The 12,590-nt window shown below is 45.0% G+C and carries 12 protein-coding genes; 9 read left to right on the top strand and 3 right to left on the bottom strand.

Translation table 11 applies throughout. The features are described 5' to 3' along the window. Positions 1 to 53 precede the first annotated feature (53 nt). Together ACN0VI_RS02345 and ACN0VI_RS02340 are read left to right on the top strand one after the other, a co-directional pair. Positions 54 to 3,263, top strand: coding sequence for an amidohydrolase family protein (locus ACN0VI_RS02345; protein WP_417445644.1), 3,210 nt, complete (start codon positions 54 to 56; stop codon positions 3,261 to 3,263). A gap of 177 nt (positions 3,264 to 3,440) precedes the next feature. Beyond that, positions 3,441 to 5,264, top strand: a complete 1,824-nt coding sequence (locus ACN0VI_RS02340) for a diguanylate cyclase (RefSeq protein ID WP_417445643.1) — start codon at positions 3,441 to 3,443, stop codon at positions 5,262 to 5,264. A 51-nt stretch (positions 5,265 to 5,315) separates the two neighbouring features. Here the strand turns inward: ACN0VI_RS02340 and ACN0VI_RS02335 are convergent, their stop codons facing one another. Continuing rightward, positions 5,316 to 5,792, bottom strand: a complete 477-nt coding sequence (locus ACN0VI_RS02335; protein ID WP_331890587.1) for a Dps family protein — start codon at positions 5,790 to 5,792, stop codon at positions 5,316 to 5,318. Positions 5,793 to 5,972: 180 nt separating this feature from the next. Between ACN0VI_RS02335 and tusA the strand changes: the two genes are divergently transcribed. The 3 genes from tusA to ACN0VI_RS02320 are packed head-to-tail and all read left to right on the top strand — an operon-like array spanning position 5,973 to position 7,072. Continuing rightward, positions 5,973 to 6,227, top strand: coding sequence for a sulfurtransferase TusA (gene tusA / locus ACN0VI_RS02330; RefSeq protein WP_417445642.1), 255 nt, complete (start codon positions 5,973 to 5,975; stop codon positions 6,225 to 6,227). 2 nt (positions 6,228 to 6,229) lie between these two features. Next, on the top strand, positions 6,230 to 6,835 hold the full coding sequence (locus ACN0VI_RS02325; RefSeq protein ID WP_417445641.1) for a DUF1285 domain-containing protein: 606 nt from the start codon (positions 6,230 to 6,232) through the stop codon (positions 6,833 to 6,835). 3 nt (positions 6,836 to 6,838) lie between these two features. Continuing rightward, positions 6,839 to 7,072 carry a hypothetical protein gene (locus ACN0VI_RS02320; protein WP_417445640.1) on the top strand — a complete coding sequence of 78 codons (234 nt, stop codon included), beginning with the start codon at positions 6,839 to 6,841 and terminating at the stop codon, positions 7,070 to 7,072. A gap of 45 nt (positions 7,073 to 7,117) precedes the next feature. Here ACN0VI_RS02320 and ACN0VI_RS02315 read toward each other — a convergent pair whose 3' ends face one another. Continuing rightward, positions 7,118 to 7,360 carry a hypothetical protein gene (locus ACN0VI_RS02315; RefSeq protein WP_417445639.1) on the bottom strand — a complete coding sequence of 81 codons (243 nt, stop codon included), beginning with the start codon at positions 7,358 to 7,360 and terminating at the stop codon, positions 7,118 to 7,120. 126 nt (positions 7,361 to 7,486) lie between these two features. Next, on the bottom strand, positions 7,487 to 8,035 hold the full coding sequence (locus tag ACN0VI_RS02310; protein WP_417445638.1) for a DNA-3-methyladenine glycosylase I: 549 nt from the start codon (positions 8,033 to 8,035) through the stop codon (positions 7,487 to 7,489). A gap of 170 nt (positions 8,036 to 8,205) precedes the next feature. Here ACN0VI_RS02310 and glyQ point away from each other — a divergent pair, with 170 nt between their 5' ends. Genes glyQ through ACN0VI_RS02290 form a run of 4 tightly spaced genes read left to right on the top strand, consistent with a single transcriptional unit; the run spans position 8,206 to position 12,563 of the window. Beyond that, a complete protein-coding gene (glyQ, locus tag ACN0VI_RS02305; RefSeq protein WP_417445637.1) occupies positions 8,206 to 9,132 on the top strand; it encodes a glycine--tRNA ligase subunit alpha in 927 nt (308 codons plus the stop codon). 2 nt (positions 9,133 to 9,134) lie between these two features. Beyond that, positions 9,135 to 11,195: a glycine--tRNA ligase subunit beta gene (gene glyS / locus ACN0VI_RS02300; protein ID WP_417445636.1), complete on the top strand. Its 2,061-nt coding sequence runs from the start codon at positions 9,135 to 9,137 to the stop codon at positions 11,193 to 11,195. Positions 11,196 to 11,224: 29 nt separating this feature from the next. Next, positions 11,225 to 11,773: a D-glycero-beta-D-manno-heptose 1,7-bisphosphate 7-phosphatase gene (gmhB, locus tag ACN0VI_RS02295; protein ID WP_417445635.1), complete on the top strand. Its 549-nt coding sequence runs from the start codon at positions 11,225 to 11,227 to the stop codon at positions 11,771 to 11,773. Next, entirely contained in the window at positions 11,766 to 12,563 is a 798-nt protein-coding gene (locus tag ACN0VI_RS02290; RefSeq protein WP_417445634.1) for a sugar nucleotide-binding protein, read from the top strand. Before gmhB ends, ACN0VI_RS02290 begins: the two co-directional genes overlap by 8 nt. The last annotated feature ends 27 nt before the right edge of the window (positions 12,564 to 12,590 follow it).

The following is a 12,590-nucleotide window of genomic DNA, read 5'->3' as shown; positions in this document are numbered from 1 at the left end:
TCTCTATATTGCTAGGTTGAGTCATTTTTATTAACTAACGAAAGAGTCTGGCAATGAAGAAATTATCTATCTTATCCAGCCTGTTGGTGCTGTCTTTGGGGACTGTGGCGAATTCAGCTACGGCGGCAGACGAGGACAAGGCTAAGTGGGATGTGAACAATCCTCCCGGCACTCCTATTTTTGCGAATATTCAGGTCAATGAAGGCACCTGGATGAATCTTGATGTTAGCCCTGATGGCAAGACGATTGCCTTTGATTTGTTGGGCGATATCTACACCATGCCAATGTCTGGCGGTAAGGCGACGAATATTACTAATAGTATGGCGTGGGATATGCAGCCACGCTTCTCGCCAAGCGGTAAGCAGTTGGCGTTTACCACCGATCAGGGTGGAGGTGACAATATCTGGATCATGGATACCGATGGTTCGGATCAATATCAGGTCACTAAAGAGAATTTCCGTTTATTGAACAATCCTGTGTGGAGCCCCGACGGTAACTATATCGCGGCGCGTAAGCACTTTACCGGCACTCGTTCTTTAGGTGCAGGCGAAATCTGGCTTTACCATAAATCAGGTGGTAGCGGCGTTCAGTTGAACAAGCGTCCGAATGAGCAGAAAGATCTGGGCGAGCCAGCCTTTACGCCTGACGGCAAGTACGTTCTGTTTTCTCGCGATTCCACCCCGGGTGCTTATTTCGAGTACAGCAAAGACTCGAATGAGCAGATTTATGAAGTATTTGCGATTAACCGCGAAACCGGTGATATCGAAACCTGGATCGATGGCCCTGGCGGCGCAGTACGCCCAACGCCTTCTCCAGATGGCAAGTTCATCGCTTTTGTGCGTCGTATCCGCGCGCAAAGTGCTTTATTCCTGAAAAACCGTGAAACCGGCGCTGAATTCCCTATTTACGAGGGTTTAGAGCGCGATATGCAGGAAACCTGGGCCATTCACGGCGTTTATCCTAACTTCGCCTGGACACCTGATAGCGATGAAATCGTGTTCTGGGCACAGGGTAAGTTACACAAAATTGATGTAGCTTCTAAAGAAGTGACCAATATTCCATTTGAGGTGAACGACCGCCGCGAAATGCGTCAGGCGATGACCCAGAAAAACGCCGCCTATGAAGCTAAGTTCAATGCGAAAATGTTGCGTTGGTTGCAAGTTTCTCCCGATGGTGATCAGGCCATTTTCCAAGCGCTGGGTAAAATCTATACTATGAGTTTACCGAATGGTAAGCCTAAGCGTTTGACCCGTCAGGATGAACATTTTGAGTTTTATCCTCGCTTCTCTGCAGACGGAAGTAAAATTGTTTACACCACCTGGGATGATAAGACTCTGGGCACTGTACGTGTGGTATCTGCACGCGGCGGTAGCGGCAAAGTTGTTTCCCAGCAGCCCGGTCATTACGCCAATCCTAGCTTAAGTCCTGATGGTGAGACGGTTGTGGCACAAGCCATTTCTGGTGGCTACCTGACCAGCCCATTGTATTCACAGGACACCGGTATCATTGCCATTAACCTTGATGATGATAAGCAGTATGTCCTATCCAAGCGTGGTAACAATCCTTTCTTCGCTGGCAACTCTAATCGCGTGTTCTTCTCGCAAACCACTCCGAGTGGCGAAACTTACAGCACTAAGTTAGTCAGCACTGACTTACGTGGTAACGGAATGCAGGAGCACTATGAAGGCAACTGGATCAGTGATTTTGCAGTATCGCCTGATCAACAGTGGCTTGCTTTCACGCAACGCTATCAGGTTTACGTCACGCCATTTGTACAAAGCGGTAAAGCCATTAGCACAGGACCAAGCGCGAATAACCTGCCGGTGCGTAAGTTCTCGAAGTTCGCAGGCAGCAATCTGGCCTGGTCTGAAGACAGCAAGTCGTTATCCTGGTCGTTGGGTCCTGACTTGTATCAGCAAGCGCTTAACGAGCGTTTCGAATTCTTGAATACCAATAAAGCTGATGACGATGCCGAAGCTCCCGAAGCCCAAGCTACCCGAATCAACTTTACCGTTGACGCTGATAAACCTGACACCTCGCTTGCGCTAGTTGGTGCCAAGGTCATCACTATGGAAGGTGAGCAAATTATCGAAGACGGTGTTGTTGTGGTCGAAAACAATCGCATCAAGGCAGTTGGTTCTCGTGGTGATGTTACTATCCCATCGGGCACTAAAACCATTGATGTAGCCGGCAAAACCATTATTCCTGGCTTAGTCGATGTGCACTGGCATGGCCCTTATGCCAATGACCAGATCCAGCCTCAGACGAACTGGAATGCGCTGGCTTCGTTGGCTTTTGGTGTGACCACAACACATAATCCTTCAGCGGATACCGAAGCGGTATTCTCGGCTAGCGAAATGCAGAAGGCCGGTGTCATCACAGCACCTCGCCTATTCTCGACCGGTACCATTTTGTATGGCGCGAATCACTTCATTACCGCAGAAGTGAATGGCCTGGATGATGCCGTTGGCCATCTTGAACGCATGAAAGCCGTAGGTGCTTTTTCTGTTAAGAGTTACAACCAGCCTCGTCGCGACCAGCGTCAGCAAGTGCTTGAAGCTGCTCGTCAGACCGGCTTATTGGTTGTTCCTGAAGGCGGCTCGCTGTTTATGCACAATATTTCTATGGTGATTGATGGCCACACCACTATTGAACACTCGATCCCAGTAGAAAAAATCTATGATGATGTAAAGCAATTGTGGAGTCAGAGCCAGACTTCTTATGTACCAACTCTAGGCGTTGCCTATGGCGGTATCTGGGGTGAGCGTTACTGGTATGACAAAACCAAGGTCTTTGACCATCCATTATTGACCAAGTTTGTACCGCGCGAAATTCTTGACCCGGTTTCACGTCGTCGCTATACGGCACCGGATGAGGATTACAACCACATCAACAACGCTACGGTAACCGCGCAATTACGTGACCTGGGCGTTAAAGTCGGTATCGGTGCTCACGGTCAACGCGAAGGTTTGGCTGCCCATTGGGAGCTTTGGATGTTTGAGCAAGGCGGTATGACACCCCATCAAGCACTCGAAGCAGGCACAATGGATGGCGCTGAAATCCTTGGCATGGCTGATGAAATCGGCTCAATCAAAGAAGGAAAACTGGCTGATTTAGTCATTCTTGACGCAGATCCGCTGGAAAACCTAAAAAATAGTGAAAAGGTTAATATGGTCATGTTGAATGGCCGTCTATACGATGCTCAGACCATGAATCAGCTTGCTCCTAAAGAGGTTAAGCGTCCTGCTTTCTTCTTTGAATAAGCTTCCTTAATAGATTATTTCAATCTTGCAATATCGCAATGCAAATTTGCATTGCGATATTGTTCATTTTTGCATCAATATAGGGTACAGTAATCTCACTTACTTAATATAATTTAAAGGAATAACGTGGTTAACCTCACGAAATCATTAGCATTTTTGCTTTTGCTAGGAAGCGCATTGAGCTTTGCCGCTGCGCCTGCTGATAACGTACCACTACAAAACCAGTTATACGGCATGAGTAAGCTCTCCATCCCTGAACGTAGTCAGGAATCGTTTCTCAATAAAGTCCAATCAATTTTGCGCAATGAGCTGGATCCACACTCAGAAGCTCTAGCCAATATTTTAGCCGCCGATTATTACATACATACCAATGAGCCGCTGCGCGCACGCGAACATCTCAATATTGCCAAGCCTTTGGTCAACACCGTCGATACATCATCGCTATACCAGGAGTATAACTATGTGTTGATGCTGGTATTGCGGACCGAGGGTAATCTCAACGACGCAAAGTTCACTGCTGATGCGCTTTATCGGGACGTGCGTGAATCTTGGCCAGATAACAAACTGAGCGATATCGTGTTAGAGCGCGCTTATATCAACTCCTATCTGTATCGGTATCAAGAGTCTTTCGAATTGATGGAGCTGGCTCTTGCTCATGCTTATGAAAGCAACGATCCTTTTCAATTGGTCGAAACCTACAACGTTTTTGCAATTCTGTACGGTTCGCTAAATGACCATCCATCCTCAATCGACTATCTCAAAAAGGCGATTGAAATTATGGAGGCTAATCCGCAATACACGCAAAACACTTATTTATACGTCAACCTTGCAGACTCCTATCGGGCTTCTGAAGATTTCGACCAAGCCAACAGCTATCTGGATAAATCGTTCCAAATCGCTAAAGATACCAATGACGTATCCTTAAAAGCCTATGCGCATCAAGTCAGAGGACGGTTATTAGTGGATCAGGAAGACTACGAAAGTGCACTCAACCATATTTTGACCTCGCAAGAATTACATAAACAGGTAGGCGAAGAATTATTTAGTTTTGAAATCCACACTGAATTGACTCGCATATATCTCGAACTGGATCAGTTAGACAAAGCTAAGCAACATTTACGTCTCGCCAAAGAATATGCTCAGCAACTGGGCAGTCAGGACACCCATTACATTAATCGTCTTGAAAGTGAATTGTTCTATGAAGATGGCAGTTTTGAGCAAGCTTATGAATTACTGAATGAGTCTTATACCCAATACCGGAAACAGTTTAATGACAATCTCACCTATGTTTCCAACCTGTCCCGCGAGCAACTTGATCAGGAGCGCCTGGTTTTCGAAAACAAACTACTGGAACAGGAGAATAAGCTTAACTCACAATATGTCGAAGAAAGCCGCAAGTACAGCTACCTGCTGTGGGTTCTGATCTTATTATTACTCTCAGTGATCGCGATTGCCTTGTGGATCATGTTGCGCTACCGCAGTTTAGCCAAAGCCAATCATCAAATGGCCTTCACTGACAACTTGACTAAAATGCCCAATCGTCGTCATGTCTTCCGTACGCTAGAACTACAACATAAAGCGAGTGGCCCGGGACGAAAAACCTACAGTGTCATCCTGTTCGATATCGATTTCTTTAAGAGCATTAATGACCGATTTGGCCACAATATCGGTGACAAAGTGATTCAATCTACTCGCGATATCTGCGAGGCAGTGTTGCGCGACACCGACACCATTGGCCGCATCGGTGGCGAAGAATTTCTGATTTTACTGCCAGACACCGAACTCAAAGCGGCCTACAACATAGCCGAGCGTCTGCGCGAATATTTTGAAACCTATAATTTCGAAGATATCGCCCCAGGATTAACCGTCACCTCCAGTTTCGGTGTGACCGAATACCTGCCAGAAGATGAAACCTTGGATTTGGTGGTCAATCGAGCCGATCGATTACTGTATAAAGCTAAAAATGAAGGGCGAAATCAGGTAATGGCCAGTTTTGCTTGAGTAAACGCACATAAAAAAGGTGACCTTAGGTCACCTTTTGATTCAAGAAACTTACTTCTGCAAATGAGAACGCAGCATCCAGGCGGTTTTTTCATGCACCACCAGTCGGTCTGATATCAAGCTGACTGACGATTCATCATCAGCTTCCTGTGCCAATGGCAAAATCTCGCGCGCGGTTCTAACTACCGTTTCATGGCTATCGACCAGACGCTCTAACATTTCTTCAGTGCTGATATTACCCTCAACTTCTTTAATGCTGGTCAGCTTGGCGAACTCTTTGTAGGTGCCCGGAGACAAAATACCAAGAGCACGGATACGTTCTGCAATATCGTCTACCGCCACAGCCAGTTCAGTATAATGAGTTTCGAACAAGGTATGCAGCGACTGAAAGAATGGCCCAGTGACGTTCCAGTGAAAGTTGTGGGTCTGTAGGTAAAGTGTGTAGGTATCCGCTAGCAAGCGTGACAAACCATCACCAATTTTTTCGCGGTGGTTTTCATTGATTCCGATATTAATCGCTTTGTTCATTGTTAACTCCTTATGATTAATGTATTCACAATACTAACCTAACGAGGTTAGTAGTTAAAATCAATCCTTTCTACCGAATCGATATATAGTCACTATATAAAGTGGTATTAGCTTCATGTTATAGCCGAAAAAGTCTAAAATTCGCACAATTTCAGCATACAGCAATTGTTTGACCACACTATGACACATCTCAATTTTGATCAATACGACCGCAAACTCGATGCACTTGGCTTACGTTGCCCTGAGCCTGTGATGATGGTGCGCCTTAATGTTCGTAAAATGGAGGATGGTCAAGTATTATTAGTTTTAGCTGATGATCCTTCGACAACACGCGATATTCCCAAGTTCTGCACTTTTATGGAACATCAACTGATTGGTAGTGATACCAAGCAACTGCCTTATAAGTATCTGATTAAAAAAGGAATGGCCGCTTAATTATGAATCATTCAGATCCTGAGTCTGATAAACAGGAGCCGCAGCAAGCCGATAAAGATCTTGGCCAAATATTGTCTGAGCTCGCAAAATCCAGCGACGGTAAATCATTGCCGCCTGTTGAGAAATGGGATCCTGATTTTTGTGGTGACATGGAACTGGTCATCAAACGCGATGGAAGCTGGCACTATCAAGGCTCTCCAATTGGCCGCCAACGCCTAGTCAAACTGTTTTCAACTGTCCTGAAGAAAGAAGATGACAAGTACTTCTTAGTTACGCCGGTTGAAAAACTCGGTATTCGTGTTGAAGATGCACCTTTCCTGGTTATTCGTATGCAGGTTAAAGATTCTGTCGAAGGCCCCATTATCAGCTTCGAAGATAATTGTGATAATCAGATTGTTCTCACCAAAGAGAATCCAGTCTGGGTTGAACATGATTCCAAAACCGGCGAGCCGTCTCCTTATATTATGGTACGTCGCAATCTCCACGCCCTAATCCATCGTAATGTATTTTATGAATTGGTTGAACGTGCCGAAGAAAGAGTCATCGACGATAAAAAGCATCTCGGTGTAATTTCTGCAGGTGAGTTCTTCAGCTTAGGTACCATTTAGATCATGGTTAAGTTCCAATCACTGCCCAAAATTACCATCATCTGCTACATCATCTCGGTCGTCATTATTGGTTTTGTTTTTGCTGAGCAATTCGGCGAATGGGATCTGCTCAGCCGCAAAGTTAAAATTGGTATTTTAGTATCCGCAGCCATCATTGGTGTCTTTGGATCGATTGTCAGCATCGCCAAGCAGCTTGCCGGTTATCTCAAACGAAATAAATCTTCGACAAAAGATTAATTTAGCGGTAGCTATGGTTGTCAGTAGCGCTTAATCTACGAGCTATTAATTGACAGTCGACAGATACTCTAAGAACTTTTCTCCATTAATAGTCAATTCAACTTTGTTATAACCCCATGCATCCCTTGCAGACACATCAATATCTACACTTATAAATCCTTCGGCTCTAAGTTTCTCAAAAGACTTTTTATTAATTACACCAGCGGGAGGGTATTTATCTCTAAAGCCATTATCAAACACGCCGTTTTTAACGGCAGAAAGTATTTCTATATCTGTATTAAAAGTCATGATTGGTAATCTCCAGTGGTTATAGTACGTTTGATACTACCACTACTGGTCAGACCAGATCAAGTGATGTCTATAATAACTGACGAAAAAAGACTTATAACAAAGCTCAGAACTAAAAAGATGATTTTATCTTTTAAAGCAATCCATCGTGTGGTCATCCACCATCCCGGTTGCCTGCATAAAGGCATAGCAGATTGTTGAGCCGACAAACTTAAAGCCATCTTTTTTCAATTGCTTCGACATGGCGTCTGACTCAGGTGTGGTGACAGGAACTTCTTTAAGACTTTTCCAGTTATTGACAATGGGTTCACCACCAACAAACTGCCACAAATAATCGCTGAAGCTTTGCTCTTCTTTGATGCGCAAATAATTCTGCGCATTGACGATAAAGGCATTTACTTTGAGTTTGTTGCGGATAATGCCCGCATCAGAAAGCAATTCTTCTCGCTTGTCGTCATCGTAAGTCGCCATCTTCTTGGCATCGAAATTATCGAAAACTTTACGGTAGTGTGCACGTTTTTTAAGAACCGTGAACCAACTTAAGCCAGCTTGCGCACCTTCCAGACACAACATCTCGAACAATGCTCTATCATCATAAGTCGGCACACCCCATTCGGTGTCATGGTACTCAATATAAAGTGGGTCATCGTTGACCCAACCGCATCGATTGGTCATATGTTTATCTTATTGTGGTGTTTTTTATTTCAACAAATGTTACCACGAGTCTGAATTCGACAAAAAGCCCGATATTTCACGCTTTAAGGTTAGAAAATAACCTGAATTACCGTATAATTTCGCTCTTTGCACAGAATAAAGCATATAAGCATCCATTAAGGGCACAGATTGTGGCAGATACTAAGACCTTTCAGGGGTTAATCCTGACCTTACAAAATTATTGGGCCGAGCAGGGCTGCGTGATTCAGCAGCCGCTGGATCTTGAAGTCGGCGCTGGTACTTTCCATCCCGCAACCTTTCTGCGCGCCATTGGCCCTGAGCCTTGGAGCGCGGCCTATGTCCAACCTTGCCGTCGTCCAACCGATGGTCGATACGGTGAAAACCCAAACCGCTTACAGCATTACTATCAATTCCAGGTAGTGATTAAACCTTCTCCATTGGATATTCAGGAAATGTATCTTGGCTCATTGAAAGCAATGGGGCTTGATCCGCTGGAGCATGATATTCGTTTCGTAGAAGATAACTGGGAATCACCGACTCTGGGTGCCTGGGGTCTGGGCTGGGAAGTCTGGCTCAACGGTATGGAGGTGACTCAGTTTACCTACTTCCAGCAGGTAGGCGGTCTTGAGTGTAAACCGGTGATGGGCGAGATTACCTACGGTCTTGAGCGTATTGCGATGTATTTACAGGGTGTGGACAGTATTTATGACCTGGTATGGACTGATGGTCCTTTGGGCACAGTCTATTACCGCGATGTGTTTCATCAGAACGAAGTGGAACAATCCACTTATAACTTCGAGCACGCCAATGTTGAAAAGCTGTTCGACTTTTTCGATTACTGCGAAAGCGAGTCAATGAGCTTAATGGAACATAATTTGCCATTGCCTGCCTATGAAATGGTACTTAAGGCGTCGCATGCCTTCAACCTGCTAGATGCACGTCATGCCATTTCAGTTACCGAACGCCAGCGCTTTATTTTGCGTGTGCGTGCTTTGGCGCGCTCAGTGGCCGAAAGCTATTATGCCGCTCGCGAAGCATTAGGCTTCCCAATGCTTAACAACAGTAAAAGCCAAGCCAATAAATCGGAGGAGAAATAATAATGTCACAACACGATTTATTGTTTGAATTGGGTACCGAAGAGTTACCACCCAAAGCCTTAAAAACATTAAGCGATGCATTGCGCGATAACCTTGCAGCAAATTTGCAAAGCAATGACTTCTCCTTCGATAGCATCGAAAAATATGCTGCACCCCGTCGCTTAGCGTTAATTATCCGTAATTTAGAGAATAGTCAGCCCGATAAGAATGTCGAGCGTCTTGGCCCTGCGGTTGCCGGAGCCTTTAATGATGATGGTTCAGCCAAACCTGCAGCCGTTGGTTTTGCCAAATCCTGCGGTGTTGAAGTGGATCAACTGGATCGCATCGAAACCGATAAGGGCGAACGTCTGGGTTACACCATTGCCCAAAAAGGCCAGCCACTATCTGAATTGATTGAAGATATGCTCAATTCAGCATTGAAAAAATTACCGATCCCAAAGCCAATGCGTTGGGGCGATCGCAGCGAACAGTTTATTCGTCCGGTACATTGGGCAGCTTTACTGTTTGGCGATCAAGTCTTAAACGCAACCGTATTGGGCGTTAAAACTTCCAACCAATCGCGTGGCCACCGTTTCATGTCACCGGACTGGGTCACCTTTAATACTGCTGATGATTATTTGCCTAAACTGTTAGCGGCTAAAGTGAATGCTGACTATGAGCAGCGCAAAGAACAGATTCGTGGCCAGGTCATTGCTCAGGCAGATGCCATAGGCGGCGTGGCGCAAATTGATGAAGGCCTGCTTGATGAAGTGGCCAGTTTGGTGGAATGGCCTGTGGCCTTGACCGGAAAATTCGATACTGAATTCTTGGCAGTACCTGCTGAGTGTTTAATCTCCTCAATGGCCGAACACCAGAAATATTTCCACGTGCTGGATAAAGACGGCAAGCTGATGCCGAACTTTATTACGGTCAGCAATATCGAAAGCAAACGTCCGCAAAGTGTTATCGAAGGTAATGAAAAGGTTATTCGTCCGCGCTTAGCCGATGCGATGTTCTTCTTTGAGACAGACAAAAAAGTCAGTCTGGAAAGTCATCAGGCACACTTAAACAACGTTGTCTTTCAGAAGCAACTGGGATCTGTTCAAGACAAAGCAGAACGCGTTGCCGAGCTGGCTTCAAAAATTGCGCCCATGATTGGCGCCGATGCTGAACAGGCTAAACGTGCAGGCTTATTATCCAAATGCGATTTAGCCACTAACATGGTCGGCGAGTTCGATAACCTACAAGGTGTTATGGGCACTTATTATGCGCGTCACGATGGTGAAAACGAAAATGTTGCCATCGCCATGACCGAACAATACTTACCTAAATTCTCAGGCGATGAGCTGGCTAAAAACCCGGTGGGACAGTGTTTAGCGATTGCTGACCGTGTTGATTCATTGGTCGGTATTTTCGGTATTGGTCAGGCTCCTTCTGGTGCAAAAGATCCTTTTGCTCTGCGTCGAGCTGCGATTGGTTTGATTCGGACTATAGTCGAAAATCATTTATCGCTAGATCTCATTGATCTGATTGCCCATTCGAAAGCTTCTTTCGGGGACAAATTAAGTAATGCCAATGTTGAAACTGCATTGCTCGATTTTATTCTTGACCGTTTCCGTGCCTGGTATCTCGATCAAGGTGTCAGTAGCAATACCATTTCTGCAGTGATGGCTTTACGTCCCACTCAGCCGCTTGACTTTGATGCGCGTATTAAGGCGGTACAGTTCTTCCAGACGTTACCAGAAGCTGAGAGCTTATCGGCAGCCAATAAACGTGTGAAGAATATTTTGGCTAAAGCTGATATTGATGTTCCTAGCTCAATTGATGAAAGTCTATTGCAAGAAGCGGAAGAGCAGGCCTTGGCCAAAACCATTGCCGATGCAGAAACTAAACTAGCAGCCATGACCCATTATCAAGATAAGCTGCAACATCTTGCCAGTCTGCGTGATGATGTGGATGCTTTCTTCGATAAGGTCATGGTCAATGCAGAGGATGAAGCGGTTAAAGCTAATCGCTTAGCCATGTTGAAGAAATTGCAGGACTTGTTCGGCTCGGTAGCTGATATTTCTTTGCTGCAAAACTAACGCTTAAATACGAGTAATTAAAATTAGTTATGTCTGCCATTGATTGGTCAAAAATAAAAGTCGTAGTTCTGGATCGTGATGGTGTCATCAATCACGATTCAGACGACTACATTAAGTCTCCCGAAGAGTGGATTCCGATTGCCGGTAGCTTGCCAGCCATCGCCAAGCTGAATCAACGATTTAAAGTAGCGATTGCTACTAATCAGTCAGGCATTGCTCGCGGATTTTACGATGAGCCGATCTTGGATGCCATGCATAACAAGATGGACAGTCTGCTTAATGAATATCAGGGCCATATCGATCACATTGAGTACTGCCCTCATCATCCAGACGATGGTTGCGCCTGCCGTAAACCTGAAACACAAATGCTTGAACATATTGCTAATAAGTTTTCTGCTGAGCCACAAGAAATAGTCTTTATTGGCGACTCCAGTTCTGACTATCATTGCGCGCAAAACTTTGGCTGCCCTTTTATACTTCTCCTGACTGGTAAGGGACTTAAAACCCTGAATAAACTGGCGGGTAAAAATTTGATTGTCGAAAAAAGCTTAGCCATGTTGGTGGAATCAATTGACTAATCAAGCCAAAAACTTGATCGTTGGTGCTGGCAAGCTTGGTCAGCGTTTTTATCAGTACCTCAAATCATTGGATAAGCCGACGATTACATTATCCCGAAGCCCCAAAGGATGGTCTGAGCATCACATCTGTTATGACCTGTTAAATGATGAACAGGCTTTGCCAAAGCTTCCTAAAATCAGCAAAGTGTTTATCATTCTTGCACCTGGCGAGCGCACTGAGTCTGCTTATCGCAAAACCTACATCACAGCGGTTTCCAATCTGATTGACCTCTTGCACCAGCAACAGACTGATTTTCATTGTGTTTTTGTTTCCTCAACCTCAGTTTACGGTGGCAATACAGAGTCAGTGATCAATGAAGATACCAGACCTATTCCAGATTCCTTTTCTGGACAGACTCTGCTTGAGGCCGAACAAAACATTAAGCAACTACACTCCAAGACTTTAATTATCAGACCTTCTGGGTTGTATTCATCACAACGCCAACGCCTGACTGATAGTTTGCTTGATTCCGCTGAATACGATAACCCCAAGTGGCTAAATTTGATCCATGAGCATGATGTTTGCCAATGGCTATGGCAAGCCGCCATTAATCAATGGCCACTAGCGATTGCATCTGATGGTTTTCCATTTCAGCGCAAGCAGCTGCAAGACTTTGCTCACTCAGTACAAATTGGAAAAGTCAGCACTCCCAATCAGCTTAGCTCGACAAAACGCTACCTTTCCAACTATCTCGAATCCATTAATTTGCACTACCCCACAATATTCCACTGGTTACAGTTACGAATGTAACGTTTTATAACATTTCCTATATTTTTA

Origin of the sequence: Kangiella sp. (assembly GCF_048265365.1) — a bacterium.
In the GTDB taxonomy this organism is placed as follows: Bacteria; Pseudomonadota; Gammaproteobacteria; order Enterobacterales; family Kangiellaceae; genus Kangiella.
The sequence above is the reverse complement of the archived record's forward strand: the minus strand, read 5'-3'. Positions and strand labels throughout refer to the sequence as shown.